The sequence below is a fragment of the Serratia sp. 2723 genome (assembly GCF_050434425.1).
Lineage (GTDB): Bacteria > Pseudomonadota > Gammaproteobacteria > Enterobacterales > Enterobacteriaceae > Chania.
In genome coordinates, this window is sequence record NZ_JBNDIN010000009.1 from 75,719 (window position 1) to 101,009 (window position 25,291).

24 protein-coding genes are annotated in these 25,291 nt (G+C 55.5%); 22 read left to right on the top strand and 2 right to left on the bottom strand.

Going from position 1 to position 25,291, the window contains the following annotated elements:
• The first annotated feature begins 26 nt into the window (after nt 1-26).
• The 16 genes from hscA (at nt 27) to ABIE29_RS15015 (ending at nt 16,075) form a co-directional block, all read left to right on the top strand.
• Nucleotides 27-1,877, top strand: coding sequence for a Fe-S protein assembly chaperone HscA (hscA, locus tag ABIE29_RS14940; RefSeq protein WP_429619512.1), 1,851 nt, complete (start codon nt 27-29; stop codon nt 1,875-1,877).
• A 2-nt stretch (nt 1,878-1,879) separates the two neighbouring features.
• Nucleotides 1,880-2,215 carry an ISC system 2Fe-2S type ferredoxin gene (gene fdx / locus ABIE29_RS14945; RefSeq protein ID WP_429619513.1) on the top strand — a complete coding sequence of 112 codons (336 nt, stop codon included), beginning with the start codon at nt 1,880-1,882 and terminating at the stop codon, nt 2,213-2,215.
• Nucleotides 2,216-2,224: 9 nt separating this feature from the next.
• Nucleotides 2,225-2,425 (top strand): Fe-S cluster assembly protein IscX, encoded by a 201-nt coding sequence (gene iscX, locus ABIE29_RS14950; RefSeq protein WP_021178855.1) that lies wholly within the window; start codon nt 2,225-2,227, stop codon nt 2,423-2,425.
• An 80-nt stretch (nt 2,426-2,505) separates the two neighbouring features.
• Entirely contained in the window at nt 2,506-3,801 is a 1,296-nt protein-coding gene (gene pepB, locus ABIE29_RS14955; RefSeq protein ID WP_429619514.1) for an aminopeptidase PepB, read from the top strand.
• A 220-nt stretch (nt 3,802-4,021) separates the two neighbouring features.
• Nucleotides 4,022-4,858: an enhanced serine sensitivity protein SseB gene (gene sseB, locus ABIE29_RS14960; RefSeq protein ID WP_429619515.1), complete on the top strand. Its 837-nt coding sequence runs from the start codon at nt 4,022-4,024 to the stop codon at nt 4,856-4,858.
• 180 nt (nt 4,859-5,038) lie between these two features.
• Nucleotides 5,039-5,464 carry a nucleoside-diphosphate kinase gene (gene ndk, locus ABIE29_RS14965; protein WP_429619516.1) on the top strand — a complete coding sequence of 142 codons (426 nt, stop codon included), beginning with the start codon at nt 5,039-5,041 and terminating at the stop codon, nt 5,462-5,464.
• A gap of 269 nt (nt 5,465-5,733) precedes the next feature.
• A complete protein-coding gene (locus tag ABIE29_RS14970) occupies nt 5,734-6,921 on the top strand; it encodes a bifunctional tRNA (adenosine(37)-C2)-methyltransferase TrmG/ribosomal RNA large subunit methyltransferase RlmN (protein ID WP_429619518.1) in 1,188 nt (395 codons plus the stop codon).
• Nucleotides 6,922-7,019: 98 nt separating this feature from the next.
• Complete coding sequence (pilW, locus tag ABIE29_RS14975) at nt 7,020-7,769, top strand: type IV pilus biogenesis/stability protein PilW (protein WP_429619520.1); 750 nt, start codon at nt 7,020-7,022, stop codon at nt 7,767-7,769.
• Nucleotides 7,759-8,739 (top strand): cytoskeleton protein RodZ, encoded by a 981-nt coding sequence (gene rodZ, locus ABIE29_RS14980; RefSeq protein WP_429619522.1) that lies wholly within the window; start codon nt 7,759-7,761, stop codon nt 8,737-8,739. The genes pilW and rodZ overlap by 11 nt, the downstream gene beginning before the upstream one ends.
• A 47-nt stretch (nt 8,740-8,786) precedes the next feature.
• The gene (gene ispG / locus ABIE29_RS14985) at nt 8,787-9,908 is read left to right on the top strand and encodes a flavodoxin-dependent (E)-4-hydroxy-3-methylbut-2-enyl-diphosphate synthase (protein WP_021178849.1); all 1,122 of its coding nucleotides are present in this window, start codon (nt 8,787-8,789) and stop codon (nt 9,906-9,908) included.
• 121 nt (nt 9,909-10,029) lie between these two features.
• Entirely contained in the window at nt 10,030-11,304 is a 1,275-nt protein-coding gene (gene hisS, locus ABIE29_RS14990; RefSeq protein ID WP_429619524.1) for a histidine--tRNA ligase, read from the top strand.
• 13 nt (nt 11,305-11,317) lie between these two features.
• Nucleotides 11,318-11,938 (top strand): YfgM family protein, encoded by a 621-nt coding sequence (locus ABIE29_RS14995; RefSeq protein ID WP_429619526.1) that lies wholly within the window; start codon nt 11,318-11,320, stop codon nt 11,936-11,938.
• A gap of 11 nt (nt 11,939-11,949) precedes the next feature.
• Entirely contained in the window at nt 11,950-13,131 is a 1,182-nt protein-coding gene (gene bamB, locus ABIE29_RS15000) for an outer membrane protein assembly factor BamB (RefSeq protein WP_429619529.1), read from the top strand.
• 157 nt (nt 13,132-13,288) lie between these two features.
• Nucleotides 13,289-14,776 carry a ribosome biogenesis GTPase Der gene (der, locus tag ABIE29_RS15005; protein WP_429619531.1) on the top strand — a complete coding sequence of 496 codons (1,488 nt, stop codon included), beginning with the start codon at nt 13,289-13,291 and terminating at the stop codon, nt 14,774-14,776.
• A 104-nt stretch (nt 14,777-14,880) separates the two neighbouring features.
• Nucleotides 14,881-15,837, top strand: coding sequence for an AEC family transporter (locus tag ABIE29_RS15010; protein WP_429619533.1), 957 nt, complete (start codon nt 14,881-14,883; stop codon nt 15,835-15,837).
• A gap of 13 nt (nt 15,838-15,850) precedes the next feature.
• On the top strand, nt 15,851-16,075 hold the full coding sequence (locus tag ABIE29_RS15015) for a zinc ribbon domain-containing protein (RefSeq protein ID WP_429619536.1): 225 nt from the start codon (nt 15,851-15,853) through the stop codon (nt 16,073-16,075).
• A 2-nt stretch (nt 16,076-16,077) separates the two neighbouring features.
• Here the strand turns inward: ABIE29_RS15015 and ABIE29_RS15020 are convergent, their stop codons facing one another.
• Nucleotides 16,078-17,160 (bottom strand): LacI family DNA-binding transcriptional regulator, encoded by a 1,083-nt coding sequence (locus ABIE29_RS15020; RefSeq protein WP_429619538.1) that lies wholly within the window; start codon nt 17,158-17,160, stop codon nt 16,078-16,080.
• 349 nt (nt 17,161-17,509) lie between these two features.
• Between ABIE29_RS15020 and ABIE29_RS15025 the strand changes: the two genes are divergently transcribed.
• The 5 genes from ABIE29_RS15025 to ABIE29_RS15045 all read left to right on the top strand — a co-directional run bounded on the left by ABIE29_RS15025 (nt 17,510) and on the right by ABIE29_RS15045 (nt 22,186).
• Nucleotides 17,510-18,817, top strand: a complete 1,308-nt coding sequence (locus ABIE29_RS15025) for an MFS transporter (RefSeq protein WP_429619541.1) — start codon at nt 17,510-17,512, stop codon at nt 18,815-18,817.
• 11 nt (nt 18,818-18,828) lie between these two features.
• On the top strand, nt 18,829-21,192 hold the full coding sequence (locus tag ABIE29_RS15030) for a TIM-barrel domain-containing protein (RefSeq protein WP_429619543.1): 2,364 nt from the start codon (nt 18,829-18,831) through the stop codon (nt 21,190-21,192).
• Between the two features lie 120 nt (nt 21,193-21,312).
• On the top strand, nt 21,313-21,480 hold the full coding sequence (locus tag ABIE29_RS15035; RefSeq protein WP_429619545.1) for a YhfG family protein: 168 nt from the start codon (nt 21,313-21,315) through the stop codon (nt 21,478-21,480).
• Between the two features lie 77 nt (nt 21,481-21,557).
• Entirely contained in the window at nt 21,558-22,001 is a 444-nt protein-coding gene (locus tag ABIE29_RS15040) for a Fic/DOC family protein (protein WP_429619547.1), read from the top strand.
• Nucleotides 22,001-22,186, top strand: a complete 186-nt coding sequence (locus tag ABIE29_RS15045; RefSeq protein WP_429619549.1) for a hypothetical protein — start codon at nt 22,001-22,003, stop codon at nt 22,184-22,186. Before ABIE29_RS15040 ends, ABIE29_RS15045 begins: the two co-directional genes overlap by 1 nt.
• Nucleotides 22,187-22,189: 3 nt before the next feature.
• On the opposite strand, the gene xseA is transcribed toward ABIE29_RS15045, so the two are convergent.
• Nucleotides 22,190-23,566 (bottom strand): exodeoxyribonuclease VII large subunit, encoded by a 1,377-nt coding sequence (gene xseA / locus ABIE29_RS15050; RefSeq protein ID WP_429619551.1) that lies wholly within the window; start codon nt 23,564-23,566, stop codon nt 22,190-22,192.
• Between the two features lie 169 nt (nt 23,567-23,735).
• Between xseA and guaB the strand changes: the two genes are divergently transcribed.
• Nucleotides 23,736-25,199, top strand: coding sequence for an IMP dehydrogenase (gene guaB / locus ABIE29_RS15055; protein WP_037411907.1), 1,464 nt, complete (start codon nt 23,736-23,738; stop codon nt 25,197-25,199).
• The last annotated feature ends 92 nt before the right edge of the window (nt 25,200-25,291 follow it).

The window sequence follows — 25,291 nt, forward strand, 5'->3', positions numbered from 1 at the left end:
TGATCTTGATTTTGGAAGCTCTGTAAATGGCCTTATTACAAATTAGTGAGCCTGGCCTCACGGCTGCACCGCATCAGCGCCGTCTGGCTGCTGGTATTGATCTGGGCACCACCAACTCGCTGGTGGCTACGGTGCGTAGCGGCCAGGCCGAGACGCTGGCCGACATTGAAGGGCGCTATCTGCTGCCTTCGGTGGTGCATTATCAGGCCACCGAACATCAGGTTGGCTGGAGCGCTCGTGCACAGGCGGCACAAGATCCGGTCAATACGGTCAGCTCTGTCAAACGCATGATGGGCCGCTCTTTGGCGGACGTGCAACAACGCTATCCAAACCTGCCGTATCAGTTCCAGGCCAGCGACAACGGCTTGCCAATGATCGTGACCGCCGCCGGCCTGGTTAACCCGATTGGCGTATCTGCCGATATCCTCAAAGCACTGGCTACCCGCGCTAAAGCGGCGCTGGAAGGTGAACTTGATGGGGTGGTGATCACCGTTCCTGCCTACTTCGACGACGCCCAACGCCAAGGTACCAAAGACGCTGCGCGTCTGGCTGGCCTGCATGTGCTGCGCCTGTTGAACGAGCCGACCGCTGCGGCCATCGCCTACGGGTTGGATTCTGGCCAGGAAGGGGTGATTGCCGTTTACGATCTGGGCGGCGGCACCTTTGATATTTCCATTTTGCGCCTCAGCCGTGGCGTGTTCGAAGTGCTGGCTACCGGCGGTGATTCCGCATTGGGTGGCGATGACTTCGATCATTTGCTGGCGGACTGGCTGCGTGAACAGGCCGGCATTAGCGATCGCAGCGATCATGGCGTGCAACGTCAATTGCTGGATGCGGCGATTGCGGTCAAGATCGCCCTGAGCGATGCACAGAGTACCACGGTGGATATCGCTGGCTGGCAGGGTGAAGTAACCCGCGAACAGTTCGAAACGCTGATTGCCTCGCTGGTGAAACGCACCCTGATGGCCTGCCGCCGCGCGCTGAAAGATGCCGCCGTCAGTGCCGAAGAGGTGCTGGAAGTGGTGATGGTGGGCGGCTCAACCCGTATGCCATTGGTGCGCGAACAGGTGGGTGAGTTCTTTGGCCGTACGCCGCTGACGTCGATCGATCCGGATAAGGTAGTGGCTATCGGTGCCGCTATCCAGGCGGATATCCTGGCGGGTAACAAACCAGATAGTGAAATGCTGCTGCTGGACGTGATCCCGCTGTCGCTTGGTCTGGAAACCATGGGCGGCCTGGTCGAGAAAGTGATCCCGCGTAACACCACCATTCCGGTGGCGCGAGCGCAGGAGTTCACCACCTTTAAAGACGGCCAGAGCGCGATGATGATCCACGTGCTGCAAGGCGAGCGTGAACTGGTGCAGGATTGCCGTTCGTTGGCGCGCTTTACGCTGCGTGGTTTACCGCCGTTACCTGCCGGTGGGGCGCATATTCGTGTGACCTTCCAGGTGGATGCCGACGGCCTGCTGAGCGTGACGGCGATGGAGAAATCCACCGGTGTCGAAGCTTCCATTCAGGTCAAGCCCTCGTATGGCCTGTCCGATGCCGAAATTGCCGGCATGTTGAAGGACTCGATGGCCAATGCGCAAAGCGATATCGGTGCTCGCAAGCTGGCGGAGCAACGGGTAGAAGCTTCCCGCGTGCTGGAAAGCCTGCAAGGTGCACTGGCAAGCGATGCCGCCCTGTTGAGTGACGAAGAAAGCCTGGCTATCAACAACGCGGTAGCCAAACTCCAGCAAGTGATGCAAGGCTCCGATCCTGCTGCGATCGAGGCTGCAATAAAAATAGTCGATGCAACAACCCAAGATTTTGCCGCGCGCCGCATGGATGATTCCATTCGCCGTGCGCTGGCTGGCCATTCTGTGGATGAGGTTTAACCATGCCGAAAATTGTTTTCCTGCCCCATCAAGATCTATGCCCGGAGGGGGCAGTACTGGAAGCGGAAGTTGGGGAAACCATCCTCGATGTCGCACTGCGTAACGGTATTGAAATTGAACATGCCTGTGAGAAATCCTGCGCCTGTACCACCTGCCACTGCATCGTGCGTGAAGGGTTTGATTCCCTGGCCGAAAGCAGCGAGCTGGAGGATGACATGTTGGACAAAGCCTGGGGGCTGGAGCCGGAAAGCCGCTTGAGCTGCCAGGCCCGCGTCACCGACGACGATCTGGTAGTCGAAATGCCGCGTTACACTGTTAACCATGCGCGCGAGCACTAGGAGATAAGAATGGGACTGAAGTGGACAGACAGCCGCGAAATCGGCGAAGCCCTGTACGACGCCTATCCAGATACCGATCCGAAAACCGTGCGTTTCACCGATATGCACCAGTGGATTTGCGATTTGGAAGAATTTGACGACGAACCGCAGGCTTCCAATGAAAAAATACTGGAAGCGATCCTGCTGGTCTGGTTAGATGAAGCAGAGTAAATAGCATGACGGGCTGCCATAGGCAGCCCGTTTATTTTGTATCCGACAAGATTAGTACAAGAATAATCCGGAGTAAGGCTATGACAACCGAAATCATGCAGATCACGCTATCCCAGCAACCCGCCGATGCGCGCTGGGGTGAAAAGGCGCTGCTGAGCACCAATGACCAAGGCATCACCATCCACCTGACCGCTACCGGCAAACTGGGCTTGATCCAGCGCGCGGCACGCAGGATCGATGGCCAGGGTATCAAGAAAGTGAAACTGGCCGGGGAAGGCTGGGACCTGGAAAACAGCTGGGCGTTTTGGCAGGGCTTTCGCGGGCCGAAAGGGCAGCGTAGCGTTGAATGGGCAGAGCTGCCGGAAACGGAAAGCCAAGAGCTGCAACAGCGCCTGAAGATTGTCGATTGGGTGCGTGACACCATCAATATGCCAGCGGAAGAGCTGGGGCCGGAGCAACTGGCAACCCGCGCGGTTGATCTGATGTGTGCTGTCGGTTGCGATGCCGTCAGCTACCGCATCACCAAAGGTGAAGATCTGCGCGAGCAGAACTACGCCGGTATTCATACCGTTGGCCGGGGTTCCGATCGTTCTCCGGTGCTGTTGGCGCTGGACTTTAACCCGACGGGCAACCCGAATGCACCGGTATTTGCCTGCCTGGTAGGTAAAGGGATCACTTTCGACAGCGGCGGCTATAGCCTCAAGCAAAGCGCGTTTATGGACTCGATGAAGTCCGACATGGGCGGCGCGGCCACCATCACTGGCGCATTGGCATTGGCGGTGGCTCGCGGCTTGCAGCAGCGCGTCAAACTGTACCTGTGCTGTGCGGACAATATGGTCAGCGGTAACGCCTTTAAACTGGGCGACATCATTCGCTACCGCAATGGCAAAACGGTTGAAGTGATGAATACCGATGCGGAAGGGCGCCTGGTATTGGCCGATGGCCTGATCGATGCCAGCGCACAAAACCCGCAGTTGATCATTGACTGTGCGACCTTGACCGGCGCAGCCAAAACGGCGGTGGGTAATGATTACCACGCGCTGTTCAGCTTTGACGATGCGTTGGCGCAAGAGCTGTTGGCCAGTGCGGATGAAGAGCATGAGCCATTCTGGCGTCTGCCGCTGGCGGAATTCCACCGCAGCCAGTTGCCGTCAAACTTTGCTGAACTGAACAACGTTGCGGGCCCGGCTTACACTGCCGGTGCCAGCACCGCCGCAGCCTTCCTGTCGCACTTTGTGCAGAATTACCAACAGGGTTGGCTGCATATCGACTGTTCTGCCACCTATCGCAAAGGTGCCGTGGATCAGTGGTCAGCAGGTGCAACCGGTCTGGGCGTGCGTACGCTGGCCAACCTGTTGCTGAGCAAGGCCAAGTAACCGCTCCTCACCCCAACCCTCTCCCATAGGGAGAGGGAGCTGGAACGGCGATGTGGTGAAGGGGGGCGTTAAATTGTGGCACGGACAGTCCCCTCTCCTTGGGGAGAGGGTTAGGGTGAGGGGAAGATCACTGAAGCAGGAAAACTTCTCACCTCGATTATCCCAAATTTTCCGTAGGGGCCCAGCATGCTGGGCCCCTGATACATTGAAGGAGTCGGCAATGAGTTCCCACCATCATGATGATGACGCCGTTTCAGGCGAAAACGAGCTTGAGCGCCTGCTGAGGCTGGCGGCCTCGGAGCCGGCACACCGCCCGGCGTTTTTCCGCGAACTGCTGGATTCAACGGTCTATATTCTGGGTGACAGCGAGCAGGTGCCGCACGACGGTGAAATTACGCTGAATGCCGAGACGCCGGTGAACATTCAGCACTGGGAAAAGCAGGATGGCAGCAGCGTGGTGCCTTTCTTCACCTCGTTGGAGGCGCTGCAAAAAGCGGTGGAGGATGAGCAACCCTTTATCGCCATGCCCGCTCGCGTGCTGTTTGAAATCACCCAAGGTGCCGAACTGTTCCTCAACCCGAAAGGCACCCACGGCAAAGAATTCCTGCCAGCCGAGATCGCCATGCTGTTGGCTACCGGCGGCGTAGTGAAACCGGCAGAGCGCTATATCGATACCGAAACCCAGTTGCTGCTGGGGCAGCCTGAAGAGTATCCGGCGGCGATGGTGGATGCGCTGACGACCTTGTTCAGCCAGCGGAAACCGGTACGCCGCGCTTTCCTGGCGTTAATGCACGATCGTGCCGTAGACGAGAAACCAAACCTGCTGGTGGGCCTGGAAGTGGATGGCGATCCGGCAGAGATTGAAGCCCTGATCAGCGAAGCCGGTATGGTGGCCAGCGAAACCGCGCCAAACGATGAGCCAGTCGATTTTTGCCTGGTAGAAGAGAATGCGCGGGGCGTGAGCCACTATCTGATCAACCATACCCAGGCTTTCTATCAGCGTCGCTGGGGCAGTTGGCTGCGAAATATGATCCCATCGACCGATAAAACCCAGTAAGCCGATCGGGCAGGATCCAATTTGTCGCTGACTATCGAGGATTAAGATAATTTTTTTTTAATGAAATGTTGATTTTCCCGTAGGCAAGCGTTAACAGCGCACATATAATCTGCGCCACTTGAAAGGCCGGCACCTCACCTTATCGCCCGGCCTGTTTTGGAAGACATAATAGAGGCCATCATGACCGTAGAACGTACCTTTTCCATCATTAAACCAAACGCAGTAGCCAACAATGACATCGGCGCCATCTATGCTCGCTTCGAGCGCGCAGGTTTCAAAATCATCGCAGCTAAAATGTTGCGTCTGACTCGCGAACAAGCCGAAGGCTTCTACGCTGAGCACAAAGGTCGTCCTTTCTTCGACGGTCTGGTTGAATTCATGACCTCTGGCCCGATCGTGGTACAGGTTCTGGAAGCCGAAAACGCCGTACAGCGTAACCGTGACATCATGGGCGCAACCAACCCGGACAACGCATTGGCTGGCACCCTGCGTGCCGACTATGCAGACAGCTTCACTGCCAACGCCGTGCACGGCTCAGACGCAGTAGAATCTGCCCAGCGTGAGATCGCCTATTTCTTTAACGAAAGCGAAATCTGCCCACGTTAATTGCCGGTGTTTTTCTGCTGAAACCGGCTATTTACCGGCAGATACAATAAAAATGCCGTGAAAGCCGTTCAGACGTGGAAACCCGCTACTAAAATTTGTACAATGCCGCGCCCCTGGTGAGTCATCTTGCCTGGGGCGTGTTTTTTTCCGTTAGTTTTGCCAAACTAATGGGGCGAATCGCTTCGCCGCAGAGAACATGGGCGCAGCATGCAGCGCCCCTACACACTCCTTCAAGCCATAACGTGTAATAACGAGGCTAAGAGATCATTATGTTAGAACCCATCGCGCCCGAGCATACCTTGTCTGAAAATAATTCCCTGACCGTGCAAACGGAACAACCGGCTACGGCCAAAATCAACCTGCTGGATTTGAATCGTCAGCAATTGCGCGAATTTTTCGCCAACATGGGTGAAAAACCTTTCCGCGCCGATCAGGTGATGAAGTGGATGTATCACTATTGCTGCGACGATTTTGAGCAGATGACCGACATCAACAAGGTGCTGCGCAATAAATTGCAGCGCGTAGCGGAAATCCGTGCGCCGGAAGTTGCAGAAGAGCAGCGTTCGGCCGATGGCACCATCAAGTGGGCTATCAAGGTGGGCGATCAACAGGTCGAAACCGTCTATATCCCTGATGGCGATCGCGCCACCCTGTGTGTGTCTTCACAGGTAGGCTGTGCACTGGAGTGCAAATTCTGTTCCACGGCTCAGCAGGGTTTTAACCGCAACCTGCGTGTTTCGGAAATCATCGGTCAGGTTTGGCGTGCCGCTAAAATTCTGGGTGCCATCAAACTCACTGGCCAGCGCCCAATCACCAACGTGGTGATGATGGGCATGGGCGAGCCGCTGCTTAACCTGACCAACGTGGTGCCAGCGATGGAAATCATGCTGGACGACTTTGGTTTTGGTCTGTCCAAGCGCCGCGTTACCTTGTCTACCTCCGGTGTTGTGCCTGCCCTGGACAAACTTGGCGATATGATCGATGTGGCTCTGGCCATTTCGCTGCATGCGCCAAACGACAAGATCCGCGACGAGATCGTGCCGATCAACCGCAAGTACAATATTGAAACTTTCCTGGCGGCGGTACGCCGTTATCTGGAAAAATCCAATGCCAACCAAGGGCGGGTCACCGTTGAGTACGTGATGCTGGATCACATCAACGACAGCACCGACGATGCGCACCAACTGGCGGAAGTGCTGAAAGATACGCCGTGCAAGATCAACCTGATCCCATGGAACCCGTTCCCCGGTGCACCTTATGGTCGCAGCTCCAACAGTCGCGTAGATCGTTTCTCCAAGGTGTTGATGGAATACGGCTTTACGACTATTGTTCGTAAAACCCGTGGTGATGACATTGATGCTGCCTGTGGGCAGTTGGCGGGAGAGGTGATCGATCGTACCAAGCGTACCCTGAAAAAGAAAATGGCCGGGGAACCTATCAACGTACGAGCGGTCTGAATCCTAAAGCATGATTTTTTTGTTATCTAACAGCCTGTTATGTGAGCAGCAATCCTTCAGGCGATCGGGTAACATCGGATAAGGAAATGAGTGCAGGCATGAAGCTGAAACTGTGGGGTGTATTATTGGCAGCCAGTTTGCTGGCGGGTTGCTCCAGTTCGCAACCCGATAACGACGGGGCTGCGGTGGCGGCAGGCCAGACCCGGTTACAACTGGGCCTGGAGTATCTGAACCAGGGCGATCTGCCGGCTGCCAGGCAGAATCTGCAAAAAGCGGTCGATGCGGCCCCACAGGATTATCGTACCCAATTGGGCATGGCACTCTATAATCAACGGATTGGTGATAACACCGCCGCGCAGCAGCGTTATCAGCAAGCGCTTAAACTTGCACCGGGTAACGGTACGGTATTGAATAATTACGGTGCGTTTCTCTGTAGTTTAGGGCAGTATGTACCGGCCCAACAGCAGTTTAGCGCTGCGGCACTGGTGCCAGAATATGGTCAGGTTGCCGACAGTCTGGAAAACGCAGGTTACTGTTTCCTCAAGGCCGGTCAAAATGATGAAGCTCGTAAGTTATTAACGCGAGCGCTGAAGATCGATCCGGACAAAGGGGCTCCGCTGCTAGTGGAGGCAGAAAAGCAATTTGGAGAAGGGAAGCGCGCGCAGTCGCAACTTTTATTGGACAGTTATCAACATGTTCTGCCGGCGAGTGCCGACAGTCTATGGTTACAGATTCGTTTCGCCGCGTTAGCGGGCCGTCAGGATAGCGTTCAACGCTATGGCAAACAGCTAGCGCGAAGTTTTCCACAATCCAAACAGTACCAGCAGTTCTTAGCTAATGAATACTGAAGATTCCCAAGATAAAACCGTATCTATGACAACAGGTCAACGCCTGCGCCAGGCTCGTGAACAACTCGGGCTGAGTCAACAGGCCGTGGCGGAACGCCTGTGCCTGAAAATGTCTACCGTGCGCGACATTGAAGACGACAATATGTCTGCCGATCTGGCTTCAACGTTCGTGCGTGGTTATATCCGTTCCTATGCCAAGCTGGTGCATTTGCCAGAAGATGAACTGTTGCCGATGATGGAAAAACAGGCACCGGTGAGAGCGGCCAAAGTGGCTCAGATGCAGAGCTTCTCTTTGGGTAAGCGCCGTAAAAAGCGTGATGGCTGGCTGATGAGCTTTACCTGGCTGATTGTGTTTGTGGTCGTGGGTTTGACCGGTGCCTGGTGGTGGCAAAATCACAAGGCGCAGCAGGAAGAGATCGCCACTATGGCAGATCAATCTTCCGCACAGCTTTCTCAGCATGGTGAAGGCCAGCCCGTGCCATTGACCGACGGTAACCTGGATAATGGCGCATCGGCAGTCGCTTCAGACAACAGCCCTGCGCCGTCAACCAATAGCGCTGCCGCGACTCAACAGGTCCCGGTCGTGCTTGATCCGCAGGCGGCTCAGCAACCTGCGGTGGTAGCACCAAGCCAGGCTACTATCCCGGATGCGACACCGACCGCGCCAATCGCCCAGGCTCAGTTGCCTACCGATGCCGCTGGCGTCAGTGCTTCAGAGGCTGATGCCAACGGGCTGGTGATGGATTTTTCCGGCGACTGCTGGGTACAAGTGCTTGACGCAACGGGGAAATCCTTGGTCAGCGGCATCCAGAAAAGCGGTTCGCGGCTGAACCTGGCTGGCAAGGCGCCGTTTAAACTGACCCTTGGCGCACCGGCTTCGGTACAGGTCCAATTCCAGGGTAAACCGGTCGATTTAAGCCGGTTTGTCAAGTCAAACCGTGTTGCTCGTCTGACCGTTGCCGCGCAGTAATTGCGCGGCTCTTGTCGTAACAAAAGAGCAGCAGTGGAGAGTAACTGATGCATAACCAAGCTCCCATTAACCGCCGCAAATCCACCCGTATTTACGTCGGTAACGTGCCTATAGGCGACGGAGCGCCGATTGCCGTGCAATCGATGACCAACACCCGCACCACCGACGTCGAAGCGACGGTTAATCAGATCCGGGCTCTGGAGCGCGTGGGGGTCGATATCGTCCGCGTTTCCGTTCCCACCATGGACGCCGCTGAGGCGTTTCGGCTGATCAAGCAGCAGGTCAACGTACCGCTGGTGGCCGATATCCATTTCGATTACCGCATTGCGCTGCAGGTTGCCGAATACGGCGTTGACTGCCTGCGTATCAACCCAGGTAACATCGGCAACGAATCACGTATCCGTTCCGTGGTTGATTGTGCGCGTGACAAAAATATCCCGATCCGCATCGGCGTCAACGGCGGCTCGTTGGAAAAAGATATTCAAGAAAAGTACGGTGAACCTACACCGGAAGCGCTGCTGGAATCCGCCATGCGTCACGTGGATATTCTGGATCGCCTCAACTTTGACCAGTTCAAGGTGAGCGTGAAAGCGTCCGACGTGTTCCTGGCCGTACAGTCCTACCGTCTGCTGGCAGCCCGTATTGACCAGCCTTTGCATCTTGGTATCACCGAGGCAGGCGGAGCGCGCAGTGGCTCAGTGAAATCAGCCATTGGCCTGGGCATGCTGTTGTCGGAAGGGATCGGCGATACGTTGCGTATTTCGCTGGCGGCGGATCCGGTTGAAGAAGTGAAGGTTGGCTTTGATATCCTGAAGTCCTTGCGTATCCGCGCTCGTGGCATCAACTTCATTGCCTGCCCAACCTGTTCACGTCAGGAGTTTGACGTCATTGGCACCGTCAATGCGTTGGAACAGCGTCTGGAAGACCTGATCACCCCGATGGACGTGTCCATTATCGGTTGTGTGGTGAACGGGCCGGGCGAAGCCCTGGTGTCGACCATTGGCGTAACCGGCGGGCACAAGAAGAGCGGCTTCTACGAAGACGGCGTGCGCCAGAAAGAGCGTTTTGATAACGAACAGATGATTGACCAGTTGGAAGCGAAAATCCGGGCCAAAGCGGCCATGATGGACGGATCCAAGCGCATTTCGATCAATCTTCTGGAAGAATAAGTCGGCGGCCATTGGCCCGCTGATTGATAATCCGAGGACTGGATTGCGCATCTGCGTTGAATAGCGGGTGGCAAAGTCCCTATAATCGGATCCATTTTATATAAACGGACAGAGAACTCACGTGGCAAAAAACATTCAAGCCATTCGCGGCATGAACGATTACCTGCCGGAAGAAACGGCACTGTGGCAGCGAATTGAAGGCACACTCAAGCAGGTGCTGAGCGGCTATGGCTATAGCGAAATCCGGTTGCCGATTGTAGAGCAGACCCCGTTATTTAAACGCGCCATCGGTGAAGTGACCGACGTCGTGGAAAAAGAAATGTATACCTTCGAGGACCGCAACGGCGAAAGCCTGACGCTGCGCCCGGAAGGGACGGCTGGCTGCGTACGCGCCGGTATCGAACATGGTCTGCTGTACAATCAGGAACAGCGTCTGTGGTATATCGGCCCGATGTTCCGTTACGAACGTCCACAAAAAGGCCGTTACCGCCAGTTCCATCAGTTAGGGGCCGAGGTATTTGGCCTGCAAGGCCCGGATATTGACGCCGAGCTGATCCTGCTGACCGCCCGCTGGTGGAAAGCATTGGGGATTGCCGAACACGTCAATCTGGAACTGAACTCCATCGGTTCACTGGAAGCTCGCGCCAACTATCGTGATGCTCTGGTGGCTTTCCTGGAACAGCATCAGGAAAAACTCGACGAAGACTGCAAGCGCCGCATGTACAGCAACCCACTGCGCGTGCTGGATTCTAAAAATCCAGAGGTGCAAACCCTGCTTAACGATGCGCCGCGTCTTTCCGATCATCTGGATGAAGAGTCCAAAGCCCACTTTGCCGGGCTGTGTGAACTTTTAGCTCAGGCCGGTATCCCATATACCGTTAACGAGCGCCTGGTGCGCGGCCTGGATTATTACAATCGCACGGTGTTTGAGTGGGTCACCACCAGCCTGGGCGCTCAGGGCACCGTGTGTGCCGGTGGCCGTTACGACGGTCTGGTTGAGCAACTGGGTGGGCGCGCTACCCCTGGCGTGGGTTTTGCCATGGGGCTGGAGCGTCTGGTACTGCTGGTTCAGGCGGTTAATCCGGACTTCAAGGCACCGGCGACCATCGACGTGTACGTCATATCGAGCGGTGCGGGTACCCAGAGTGCGGCCATGTTGCTGGCAGAGCAGGTGCGTGATGCTGCGCCGCAGATTAAATTGATGACCAACTATGGCGGCGGCAACTTTAAAAAGCAGATCACCCGGGCGGACAAGTGGGGCGCGCGTATCGCCCTGATCCTGGGTGAGAACGAAGTCGCAGCACAGCAGGTGGTGATTAAAGACCTGCGCAGTGGTGAACAAGAAACGCTGGCGCAAAGCGAAATCGCTGCGCGTCTGGCTTTGATGTTAGGTTAAGGAGAAGGACACCGTGGAAGTCTATACCACTGAAAACGAACAGCTTGACGCCGTGCGCAACTTTTTTGCCGAAAACGGTAAAGCTTTGGTTGTGGGTGTGGTGCTCGGTATTGGTGCCCTGGTTGGTTGGCGCTATTGGCAGAGCAACCAGACCTCCAGCATGATGGCGGCCTCACAGTCTTATCAACAGGCTAACGTTGCCCTGGCATCGGGTAAAGCCGAAGACGTGGCGGCGGCAGAGAAGTTTATCCAGGCGAACGACAACAGCTACGGCGTGTTTGCGGCTCTGGATTTGGCTAAACACTTTGCAAAACAAGGTGAGTTTGCCAAGGCAGAACAGCAACTGGTGGTGGCACAGGGCCATGCCAAAGATGAAAACCTGCTGGCGTTGGTCAACCTGCGTCTGGCTCGTATTCAGATGCAAGAGAAAAAGCTGGATGAAGCGCTGAAAACGCTGGATGGCGTGAAAGGTGAAGGTTGGATGGCGATGATGCAAGACGTACGCGGCGACGTGCTGTTGGCCAAAGGCGACAGCAAGGGTGCGCGCGAAGCATACAGCAAAGGCATCGAATCCAATGCTTCTCAGGCGCTTGCGGCAGTGATGCGCATGAAATTGAATAACTTGTCCAGCTAAGGGGAATTCCCATGCAATTGCGTAAAACACTCTTGGTCGGACTGGTTTCCGTGACTTTGCTGAGTGGCTGTTCGCTGTTTAGTGGCGAAGAAGACGTGGTGACCATGTCGCCGTTGCCAAAGGTTGAAAATCAGTTCACGCCGAACAAAGCGTGGAGCACGTCGGTCGGCGATGGCATTGGTGAATACTACTCTCACCTGCGCCCGGCTTATCAGGACAGCACCGTTTATGCTGCCGATCGTCGCGGTACGGTAAAAGCGATGGACTTGGCCGACGGTAAAGCAAAATGGAAGGCCGATCTCTCCGAGAGAACCGGCTTCTTCTCCAGTAACCTGCCTGCGCTGCTGTCTGGTGGCCTGACGGTGTCTGGTTCCAACGTATACGTTGGCAGTGAAAAAGCGGTGGTGTATGCGCTGAATACCGAAGACGGTAAAGTCGCTTGGCAAACCAAAGTTGCGGGTGAAGCGATCTCCCGCCCGGTGGTCGCCGAGGGGCTGGTGCTGGTCCATACCACCAACGGCCAGCTGCAAGCATTGAACGAGTCTGATGGTGCCATCAAGTGGACGGTCAACCTGGATATCCCTTCACTGTCACTGCGTGGTGAGTCTGCTCCGGCAACGGCCTTTGGTGCAGCGGTAGTTGGCGGTGACAACGGTCGCGTCAGCGCGGTGTTGATGCAGCAGGGCCAGTTGATCTGGCAGCAGCGTATCTCCCAGCCAAGCGGTGCGACCGAGATCGATCGCCTGAATGACGTAGACACCACGCCGGTGATTGTTGACAACGTGGTCTATGCATTGGGTTACAATGGCAACATGACGGCGCTGGATCTGCGCTCCGGTCAAATCATGTGGAAACGTGATATGGGCTCGGTGAACGACTTTATCGTCGATGCTGACCGTATCTATGTGGTCGATCAGAATGACCGTGTCGTAGCGATGAATACCGAAGGTGGTGTTAACCTGTGGCGTCAGAGCGAGCTGCTGCACCGTAACCTGACCGCACCAACGCTGTATAACGGCTACCTGGTCGTCGGTGATGCCGAAGGTTATCTGCACTGGATTAATACCACCGATGGCCGTTTTGTGGCTCAGCAAAAAGTGGATAGCTCCGGCTTCCTGTCCGCGCCTATTGTGGCCGGTGACAAACTGCTGATCCAGGCGCGTGGCGGCAAGGTTTACGCCTTCACTCGCTAACAGTTTTAGCCCCAATAGATCGCAGGCTGTGCAGCCTGTAAGATTCATGGGATAACGGCTCCTGATACCAGGAGCCGTTTCGTATTTTTAAGCTATGCTGCCGCTGTCTATTGCGCTGCATAGTAACGCATTGATTATTAAGTAATGAGGCTTCAACATGATACCTGTCGTTGCGCTGGTCGGGCGCCCGAATGTCGGTAAATCCACCTTGTTTAACCGTTTAACACAGACGCGCGATGCGCTGGTGGCGGATTTCCCCGGGCTAACGCGAGACCGCAAGTATGGTCGTGCTGAAGTAGAGGGCAACGAATTTATTATCGTCGATACCGGGGGTATTGACGGGACGGAAGATGGCGTTGAAACGCGTATGGCTGGCCAGTCGCTGCTGGCGATCGAAGAGGCCGATATCGTCCTGTTTATGGTCGATGCCCGTGCCGGGCTGATGCCTGCCGATCAGGGGATTGCTCAGCACCTGCGTAATCGCCAGAAGGCAACGTTCCTGGTTGCCAACAAAACCGATGGCATGGATCCGGACACTGCGACGGCAGATTTCTATTCCCTGGGCCTGGGCGACGTCTATGCGATTGCCGCTTCCCATGGCCGTGGCGTTACGCAACTGATTGAGCACGTACTGGTACCGTTTATCCCGGCAAAACCGGAAGAAGTCGAGCTGACCGAAGAAGAGGCCAATGCCGCCTATTGGGCCGAGCAGAGCGGTGAGCTGGAAGACGGTGAATATGAAGATCCGGAAGATGACTTCAACCCGCAGGATCTGCCGATCAAGCTGGCGATCGTTGGCCGCCCTAACGTAGGTAAGTCGACACTCACTAACCGTATTCTCGGCGAAGAGCGTGTCGTCGTGTTTGACATGCCGGGCACGACTCGCGACAGCATTTACATTCCGATGGTGCGTGACGAGCGCGAATACGTGCTGATCGACACCGCCGGGGTGCGCAAGCGCGGCAAGGTTACTGAAACCGTGGAGAAATTCTCGGTGATCAAAACGCTGCAGGCGATCGAAGATGCCAACGTAGTGTTGTTGGTGATCGACGCCCGCGAAGGCATTTCCGATCAGGATCTGTCGCTGCTGGGCTTTATTCTCAATAGTGGGCGCTCACTGGTGATTGCGGTCAACAAGTGGGACGGCATGAGTGAGGAAGATCGCGACCACGTGAAAGAGATGCTCGACCTGCGTTTGGGCTTTGTCGATTTCGCGCGTGTGCACTTCATCTCTGCGTTACACGGCAGCGGCGTGGGTAACCTGTTCGAATCCGTACAGGAAGCCTATGAGTGCGCCACCCGTCGTGTTAATACCTCGATGCTCACCAAGATCATGCAGATGGCCGCCGAAGACCACCAGCCGCCGTTGGTGCGTGGCCGTCGCGTGAAGCTGAAATACGCGCACGCCGGGGGTTATAACCCGCCTATCGTGGTGATCCACGGCAACCAGGTATCCGATCTGGCCGACTCCTACAAACGTTACCTGATGAACTACTTCCGTCGTTCACTCAAGGTAATGGGAACGCCGATCCGCATCCAGTTCAAAGAGGGCGAGAACCCGTTTGCGGGTAAGCGTAACACCTTGACGCCAAACCAGATGCGCAAGCGCAAGCGCTTGATGAGCCACCTGAAAAAGTCAAAATAACAACCCTAGGGCGTGGAATTGATACCGCGCCCTATTTTTATCCTGCTTAAACCGTTCTATTATCTGCCAATCTCACTTCTTCACCGACCCTGCAAAGGAACCTCATGTCCTGGGAAACCTGGAATTTTGCCTTTAGCGTCACCGTACCCAACTTATTGATGATGCTGCTGGGGATACTGCTGCGCCACTGGCGGCTGATGGACGATCGCTTTATCGATGGGGCCACCAGGCTGGTATTTAATCTGGCGTTGCCCTGCCTGTTGTTCTTCAGCATCGCCACCAACCATCCGCAGCTGCGCGATAATTTCGCGTTGGTGATCTACGGTGCGGTGGGGACGGTTACGACCTTCCTGCTGCTGGAGATCGCGGCCAAGTGGCTGGTGAAAGAGCCACGCGAGCGTGGCGTGTTCGTGCAGGGAGGGTTCCGGGCGAATACCGCGATTGTCGGGCTGGCTTATGCCATGACCGCCTACGGCGATGAGGGCGTCGCGATTGCCTCGCTGTATCTGACCGTGACGGTGATCTTGTTTAATGTGCTGTCGGTCATCACCCTGACGCGCAGCCTGCAAGGGGGCAACGGGCAGAAGATCAAACATCTGTCATTGCTGCGCAGCATCGTGACCAATCCGCTGATCTTGGGGTTGTTAAGCGGCCTGGCCTATGCGCAGACCGGGCTGGGGATTGCGCCAGTGCTTAAACAGACCGGCAGCTATATCTCCGGCCTGTCATTACCACTGGCCTTGCTGTGTACCGGGGCCAGCCTCGATCTGCGGGCGATGTTCCGTTCTTCCAACGTCGCGGCGCTATCGTCGGCGGCTAAACTGTTTTTGGTACCGGTGCTGATGACGTTAGGAGGTTGGCTGTGCGGTTTTGAGGGCGCTACGCTCGGCATTATTTTTATGTTCTCGGCGACGCCAACCGCCTCCGGCAGCTATGTGATGACACGCGCCATGGGAGGCAATGCGACGTTGGCCGCCAATATTATTGCGATCACCACCGTGGGCTCCTTCTTTACCACCGCGTTGGGGATTTCTTTCTTGCGCTCGTGGGGCGTAATTTAAATCAGGAGGAAAGATGGACGCCTTATGTCCGGTTTGTGCCCAGCCGATGAGCTGGGTGAATGGCTACTATCATTGTGACGACTGCCACAGCGATTACCGGCAGCTTGCCGAATGCCCCGACTGCGGGCAACCGTTGCAACAACTGAAAGCCTGTGGTGCCGTGGATTACCTCTGCCAGCATGGCCACGGGCTGATCTCCAAAAAGCGGGTGAAGTTCAGCTATCAACCGGTGGAATGAACTCATGCATCATAGAGCCGGTGGTCGTGCGTGCTGACCGCTGGCGTCACCTTGTTTGGGCTGAGTCGCTTTACCGAGGCCCGCACCGCCAACCGCCCATGCAACAGCATATTACTGGGGGGCGCATCCGGGCGCAGCATACGGCGTTGCAACAACGCGATGGCTTCCACGCCCAGCTCATCGCGAGGAACGTGAACCGAGGTCAGTGGCACGTCGTGGATTTCTGCCAGATTAAAGCCATCCGTGCTCATCACCGAGATATGCCCCGGCACGCTGATATGCATCTTCTTTAGCGCATTAACGGCACCTACCGCCATATAGTCACCCCCTGCCAGGATCGCCGTCGGTAATTGTGCCCGATCGGTAACGCCGTTGATAAAGGCTGTGATGGCCTGTTCGGCTTCTTCGCTGCCAAAGCCGGAGGTAGTGACCAGATGCTGGCGGTCATCGAAGGGAATATTGTGCCGCATATAGGCCTGTTTGATCCCCGCCAGCCGCAGCTCCATGGTATTGCGCCGCAGACATTGCAGATTGAGAATACGGCTGTGGCCCTGTTGCAACAGATAGTTGGCGGAATACTCCCCAATCAGTTGGTGATCGGGGGAGACGCTGTCTAGCCGCATCTGGCGATCGGTGCAGTTAATCAGAATGCAGGGCTTGTTCAGATCGGCGGCCAGCGTGTGAATGTGCTCGTCGTCAATGCCGATGATCAGCACGGCTTCGGTTAATGGATCGCTCATCTTTTCCAAAAACAGCACGCTGTCGCTATGTTGCTCCTCCAACCCGCAGTAGCGGATCCTCACATCATGTTGCGCCAGTGCGGTGGTGATCCCCTGGATCACCTTGTAGTAGAAGATATCGGTGCGGACATCAAAGGCGCGCTGTGGGGCAAACACCATCACGTTGTTCAACATCAGTCTGCCGTTGGAAAGCCCCTGCAAAATACCGTTTTGCTGCGCGCAGGCCAGCACCCGTTGCCGCGCCTCGGCGCTGGTGTTGGACTTCCCTGCCAGCACGCGTGAAACGGTGCTGATCGAAAGCCCGGTTTGGCGCGCAATTTCCTGTATTTTCAGCTTTCCGTTCATTTTGTGATCTCCTTCAAATTCGATTGTGAAAAAATTTTCATAGCTTATATCCGTATTTAATACGGCTTTTTAGGGCTATAACGGCGAAATTTTAACTGTCGTATGAAAATTTTTGCAAAATTCGTCATTTCACTCGCACTCTCCGCTGGGTAGTCTGCGTTGGTACACCAATTTTATAGATTTATCAGTCCAATTTACCGGCTGGAATACAAGTAAAACAACATTAAATCATAGGGTTGTCGCAGCATTGACGTTGTATTTGTGGCCGCCGTCACAAATAACGCTGTTAACACCTCCGTTAGCAAGAGTTGCCCTACCAAAAAGGCGTATGGTCGCCACGGAGTTCAAGATGAGTGTAGAAATCAATCAAACGGTAGCTGCAAGCAGCCGCCGTAAATTCAAATCGTTGCGCTGGTGGATGTTGGCCCTGTTCCTGTTGGGCGTCACGGTTAACTACATTACCCGCAACTCGCTGGGTATTCTGGCGCCGGAACTGAAAACCAGCCTCAACATGACCACCGAACAATATTCCTGGGTGGTAGCCTCCTTCCAACTGGCTTATACCCTGTTCCAACCGATCTGCGGTTGGCTGATAGACGTCATCGGTCTGAAGATGGGGTTCCTGGTTTGTGCCAGCATCTGGGCGGTGGTGTGCATGATGCATGCCGGTGCGGGCAGCTGGTTGCAGCTGGCGATCCTGCGTTTCTTCATGGGTGCAGCAGAAGCGGCGGCTACCCCGGCCAACGCCAAAGCGATTTCTGACTGGTTCCCGAAAAAAGAACGGCCGATTGCCGCTGGCTGGGCAGGGGTTGGCTTCTCGATCGGCGCGATGCTGGCTCCGCCGATCATTGTGATTGCCCATGTCTCTTTCGGCTGGCAGGGAGCATTTCTGTTCTCCGGTGCCCTGGCGCTGATCTGGGTGGTTTTGTGGTGGGTGTTTTACCACTCGCCGCAACAGCACCCGAACCTGAGCCAAAAGGAGTTTGATCTGATCAACGAGGATAATGAACCGGTACTGCCGAAGCTGCCGTTCTTTAAATCGTTGGCGATCCTGTGCAAAAACAAAAAATTCTACGGCATCGCCATCCCAGCGTTTCTGGCTGAACCGGCCTGGGCGGTGTTCAGCTTCTGGGTGCCGCTGTACCTGGCCACCGAGCGCGGCATGGATCTCAAACAGATCGCCATGTTTGCCTGGCTGCCGTTCCTGGCTGCGGATATCGGCAGCGTTGCCAGTGGCTATCTCACTACGCTGTATCGCAAATGGTTCGGTTGTTCCCGCGTGAACTCGGTGGTGGCCAGCTCGGTGACCGGAGCCTTCATGATGGTGTCGCTGGCGTTTGTCGCGATCACCAAAGATCCCTATATCGCGATCGCGCTGATCTCCATTGGTGGCTTTGGGCACCAGGTGATCTCCTGCATGTTGAGCGCGCTGGTGGTGGAATCCTTCGATAAAAACCAGATGGCGACGGTGAACGGCATGCGTGGCTCCAGCGCCTGGATCGCCAGTTTCCTGTTCACGCTGCTGATTGGTGCCGTTTCCGACACAGTCGGCTTCAACCCGCTCTTCGTCGCCATGGGCTTCTTCGATCTGATCGGTGCGATGTTCCTGATTGCTCTGATCGCCGAACGCGGCAAAAAACCTTCACCTACTGTTTAAGTTGGATCATTATGAAAACGTTAAAAAACTGGACGTTGGCGGGGCAATACGCCGACCATGTTGAACTGCTGGTGGATGAACAACACCTGTTCTGCCTGTACGTGCTGGAAAGCAATCTGTTCCGCGTACTGATCAAACGCCACGGCGAACTGGCGCTGGATCGCACCTGGAGTATCGCCCCGCAGGAGGATGTACCTTGGGAAGGGCGGGATCGCCTCAGCGTCGCCGGTTTTGGCCTGCCGGGCTATCAACTTGGCCTGCAGGGCGACAGTTTGACGGTGGCGACCCCACAACTGCGCGTGACGGTACATCAGCCGTTGTGGCTGGAATGGGAATATTGCAACGCGGCGGGGGAATGGTTGCCACTGGCTGCGGATCGCCCAACCAGTGCCTATCTGCTTAATGCGCACGGTGACGGCGTGGCGCACTATCAGCGCCGCCATCAGGGCGAACGTTATTATGGGTTAGGTGAAAAGGCGGGCGATCTGGAGCGTACCGGCAGCCGCTATGAAATGCGTAACCTGGATGCAATGGGTTACAACGCCGCCAGCACCGATCCGCTCTACAAGCATATCCCATTTACCATCACGCGCCGGGAAGAGGTCAGCTTTGGCCTGTTTTATGACAACCTGAGCAGTTGCTGGCTGGATCTGGGTAATGAGATCGACAACTATCACCTGGCCTATCGCCGCTATCAGGCTGAGGCGGGCGATCTGGATTACTATCTGTTCCTGGGGCCAAAGGTGCTCGACGTGACCAAAGCCTTCGTGCGCCTGACCGGTAAAACCCATTTTGGGCCGAAGTGGAGCCTGGGTTACAGCGGCTCGACGATGCATTACACCGATGCGCCGGATGCTCAGCACCAGTTGCAGCAGTTTATCCAGCTGTGCCGCCAGCATGCTATTCCGTGCGATTCGTTCCAGCTCTCTTCCGGCTATACCTCGATCAATAACAAACGCTACGTCTTCAACTGGAACTACGACAAGGTGCCGCAACCTAAACAGCTTAGCCAGGCCTTCCACGATGCTGGGCTAAAGCTGGCGGCGAATATCAAACCCTGCCTGTTGCAGGATCATCCCAAGTACCAGCAGGTGGCAGAACTTGGCCTGTTTATCCGCGACTCGCAAAGCGATAGCCCAGAACGTTCGAGCTTCTGGGATGATGAAGGTTCACACCTCGACTTCACCAACCCGGCGGCGGTGCGCTGGTGGCAGCAGGGGGTGACAGAGCAACTGCTGGAAATGGGGATTGATTCCACCTGGAATGACAATAACGAGTATGAAGTGTGGGATGGAGAAGCGCGCTGCCACGGTTTTGGCAAGCCGATTGCCATCAAGCATATTCGCCCGGTGATGCCGCTGCTGATGATGCGAGCCTCACTTGAAGCACAGCAGCGCTTTGCACCGAACCTGCGGCCTTATTTGATTTCACGCTCCGGCTGCGCCGGTATGCAGCGTTACGTACAAACCTGGAGCGGGGACAACCGTACCAGTTGGCAAACCCTGCGCTACAACACCCGTATGGGGGTGGGGATGAGCCTGTCCGGGCTGTTTAACGTCGGGCACGACGTGGGCGGTTTCTCCGGCGATAAACCGGACGCGGAACTGTTAGTGCGTTGGGTACAAAATGGGGTCATGCATCCGCGCTTTACCATCCATTCGTGGAATGATGACGCGACCGTCAACGAGCCTTGGATGTACCCGGCGGCCACGCCGATGATCCGTGATGCCATCAACCTGCGTTATCGGCTGATGCCGTACTTCTACACGCTGCTGTGGCAGGCCAGCCATGATGATGAGCCGATGCTGCGGCCAACCTTCCTCGATCATGAACATGATGAACGCACCTTCGGTGAAACCGATGATTTCCTGATTGGCCGCGATCTGCTGGTGGCCAGCGTGGTAGATCAGGGGCAGCGTCAGCGCGAAGTCTACCTGCCGGATAACGTTGATGGCTGGTACTGCTTCTACAGCGGCCAATGGTACAGCGGTGGCCAACGCATTGTATTGGAGGCACCGCTGGAACGTTTGCCATTGCTGGTACGTGCTGGGGCAGGGATCCCGATGTCACAGCGGTTGGGGCATGTGGATAATGCAGCAGACGATCGCCGGGAGCTGCGGCTGTTCCCTACCAAGGGCTGCGGATGGTCCTCTGGCCTGCTGTTTGAAGATGACGGGGAAAGCCATGGCTGGCAGCAGAATAATGCGCTGTGGCTCCGCTGGGAGGCGGTGAGTGACAATCAGCGCATCGAACTGACCTTAACCCACGAGGGGCATTTCAAACCGACGTGGCAGGTGCTGAACATTGTAATGCCAGCAGGTGAGACTCGCGAACTGTGGGTGAACGGGGTTTGCCGGGCTACTTATGTGCTGTAATTAATGTCATATCCCAACCCTCTGCAGAGGGTTGGGGAAGTATCAAACTGGATGAAGTTTGGCGTGAGATTGGCTATCATTGATACACAGCTACCTAGGTACCTAAATAAGGTGTTCTCTGTGAAAAAGATCAGCCTACAAGCCAAATTAGCCTATTGTGCTCAGACGCGCCGTTCAAACTATGCTGCCAGTTTGCGTCTGGAAGGTTATGACGTTACTCAAGAAGAGTCGAAGCGGGAATTACCTTCGCGTGAAGCAGTACTTCGCGTATATCGGAAGTCTGCCTGATTTTGGATAAGTACGGCACTGGGCAGGATCCATACTGTTACCCAGGTAGCCGTACGCTACGTAATGAATTGGGTATCTTGGATGAGGCTTTGCTCGCACAAGCTGAACGAGATCTTTCAGAAATAGCCGCTAGCCAGATCGATTTTTCTCTTCCACCCTACGACTTGGCCTATTTTAAAAAGCTTCATCGCACATTATTTCTCGATCTTTACGATTGGGCAGGTGAGTTTCGCGCCATTGACATTTCGAAAGGTCACACGCGTTTTTGTAACGCGACTCGAATTGAACCAGAGGCTGAAAAGATCTTTAGCGGCATGGCTCAAAGTGGCTGGTTTGAAGACTATGATCGTCCAGAACTGATTTGTGCCGTAGCTGAGTATTTTGGTGAGTTGAATATGGTTCATCCTTTTCGGGAAGGGAACGGCCGTGCTCAGCGTCTTTTGTTCGAACATCTCATCGTCAATGCAGGTTTTGCAATTAGCTGGTGGCCAGTCGTGCGCCATCGCATGAGGAGGAATTGATGACTATTGCAGAATATCTCGAGCAAAAAGGACGAAAAGAAGGGCGACTGGAAGGACTAGAAGAAGGAAAACTCAAGGAGGCCCTGAAAATAGCTCGTTCCATGCTGGCGAACGGTTTCGAACGTACCATGGTAATGAAACTGACCGGCCTTTCCGCAGAAGAAGTCGATCAGCTCTGCCACTAACCGCTACTCCACCACGCGTTTCTTACGTGGCTTTTTCGCCACGGTGACGGTTTTGACTTCGCTCTCCACCCAGCCATCCTGCAGGCGGGTTTTCAGCATTTCCCCAACCTGTGCCTGCTTGGTGGTTTTCAGTAATTCACCTTGTGGTGTCTGAGTTACGCTATAGCCTCGAGCCAGGGTTGCCAGCGGACTAACCGCTTCCAACTGACTACAGGCGACGCCAAAGCGTTGGCGATAGCCATTGAGCTGCCGCTCCATCCCCTGCTGCAAACGGTATTCCTGCTGCTGAACACGCTGCTGCAAACGGTGGATGCGGCCCATCGGCTGGACCTGCGCCAGGCGCTGCTGCACGCGTTCACTGCGGCGAGAAGATAGCCGTAATTGCTGCTGCATCCCATCTTCCAAACGGCGCTGTAGCTTCAATAACAGCGTTTGCTGCCGAGCTAGCCGCAGGTGTGGATGCTGCTGTTGCAGACGGTGGTTGATGCGGGTGAACTGCTGCTGGCGCTGCGCCAGATAATAATCCATCGCCATTTCCAGGCGTTGTTGCTGTGACTGTAATTGGCGCAATAACTCTAGCTGATTACGGCTGACCAACTCCGCCGCTGCGGAAGGGGTAGGTGCCCGCAGGTCGGCAACAAAGTCGGCAATGGTGACGTCGGTTTCATGACCAACGGCGCTGACGATCGGGATACGGCTGGCAAAAATTGCCTTCGCGACGCGTTCGTCGTTAAAGCTCCACAAATCCTCTAACGAGCCACCGCCGCGCCCGACAATCAGCACATCACACTCATCACGGCGGTTGGCGGTTTCGATCGCGCGAACGATCTGCAACGGAGCTTCTGCACCTTGCACGGACGTGGGATAAATCACGATCGGCAGTGAAGGATCCCGCCGCTGTAGCACCTGCAAAATATCGTGCAGAGCCGCGCCGCTGGCGGAGGTGATCACCCCAACGCATTTGGCCGGGCTTGGCAATGGTTGTTTGAACTGCTGATCAAACAAACCTTCGGCCGCCAGACGCTGTTTTAACTGTTCGAATTGTTGTTGCAGCAGGCCGTCACCGGCAGGCTGCATGCTTTCGGCGATCAGTTGGTAATCACCACGTGGTTCATACAGGGTGATGCTGGCCCGCACCAGAACCTGCTGGCCATTTTGCGGACGAAAGGTGGTGCGACGGTTGCTGTTGCGGAACATCGCACAACGCACCTGGGCACGGTCATCTTTCAGCGTGAAATACCAGTGGCCGGAGGAGGGCTGGGAGAAGTTGGAGATCTCGGCGGAGAGCCAAATCTGCCCCATTTCCATTTCCAGCAGCTGTCGAACCGTCTGATTGAGGCGGCTTACGGTAAAAATGGACGGTGAAGTAGGTAGTGACATGTGACCCAGATCAAATTTCAAAACAAGCACTTAATTGGTCGATATTACAGCTCGGCGAAAGGTAATCAAGAGTTTTTGTAAGAAAGTGCTGGAGGCAACCGATTACGCTCTGTATAATGCCACGGCAATATTTTATCTTTTCCGCATCCACCTTGGTGAGATATTGCCCATGCTACGTATTGTAAAAGAAGCTCTAACGTTTGATGACGTTCTCCTGGTTCCAGCCCACTCCACAGTTCTGCCTAATACCGCAGATCTTGGCACCCAACTGACCAAATCCATCCGCCTGAATATCCCTATGCTGTCCGCAGCCATGGATACCGTAACCGAATCCAACCTGGCCATTGCGCTGGCGCAGGAAGGCGGTCTGGGCTTCATTCACAAAAACATGTCCATTGAGCGCCAGGCGGAAGAAGTTCGCCGGGTGAAAAAACATGAAAGCGGCGTGGTCACGGACCCACAGGCCGTTACACCTTCCACCACGCTGGCAGAAGTGAAAGAGTTAACCGCGCGTAACGGCTTTGCCGGTTACCCGGTGGTGACCGAAGAAAACGAACTGGTGGGGATCATTACCGGCCGTGACGTGCGCTTCGTCACCGATCTGACTCAGCCTGTCACCGCAGTGATGACGCCAAAAGAGCGCCTGGTCACCGTCAAGGAAGGCGAAGCGCGTGAAGTTGTGCTGCAAAAAATGCACGAAAAACGCGTTGAAAAAGCGCTGGTGGTGGACGACAGCTTCCACCTGCTGGGCATGATCACCGTCAAAGACTTCCAGAAAGCAGAGCGTAAACCTAACGCCTGTAAAGATGAGCATGGCCGTCTGCGCGTAGGCGCTGCGGTGGGTGCTGGTGCCGGTAACGAAGAGCGTGTTGATGCGCTGGTCGCTGCTGGTGTTGACGTACTGCTCATCGACTCTTCACACGGCCATTCCGAAGGCGTGTTACAGCGCATCCGTGAAACCCGTGCCAAATACCCAGACCTGCAAATCCTTGGCGGCAACGTCGCGACCGGGGCGGGTGCCAAAGCCCTGATGGAAGCCGGCGTAAGCGCGGTGAAAGTCGGTATCGGTCCTGGCTCTATCTGTACGACTCGTATCGTAACCGGCGTGGGTGTTCCGCAGATCACCGCTATCGCCGATGCGGTCGAAGCGCTGGAAGGAACAGGTATCCCAGTTATCGCTGACGGTGGTATCCGTTTCTCTGGCGATATCGCCAAAGCGATTGCTGCCGGTGCGTCTTGCGTGATGGTTGGTTCAATGCTGGCGGGGACGGAAGAATCTCCGGGCGAAATCGAGCTGTATCAGGGCCGTTCGTTCAAATCTTACCGTGGGATGGGTTCTCTGGGCGCGATGTCCAAAGGTTCCTCGGACCGTTACTTCCAGACCGATAACGCCGCTGATAAACTGGTGCCGGAAGGTATCGAAGGCCGTGTGGCCTACAAAGGCATGCTGAAGGCGATTGTACATCAGCAGATGGGCGGCCTGCGTTCCTGCATGGGCCTGACCGGCTGTGCGACCATCGACGAACTGCGTACCAAAGCCGAGTTTGTGCGCATCAGCGGTGCCGGTATTCAAGAAAGCCATGTGCATGACGTGACCATCACCAAAGAATCACCAAACTACCGCATGGGCTAACGCTTTAACCTCTCTCCTGCGGGAGAGGGGCAGGGATGAGGGGACAACCTCTCATCCCAAATACCCTTTTTGCTCTTTTTCTCTGTTGCTGG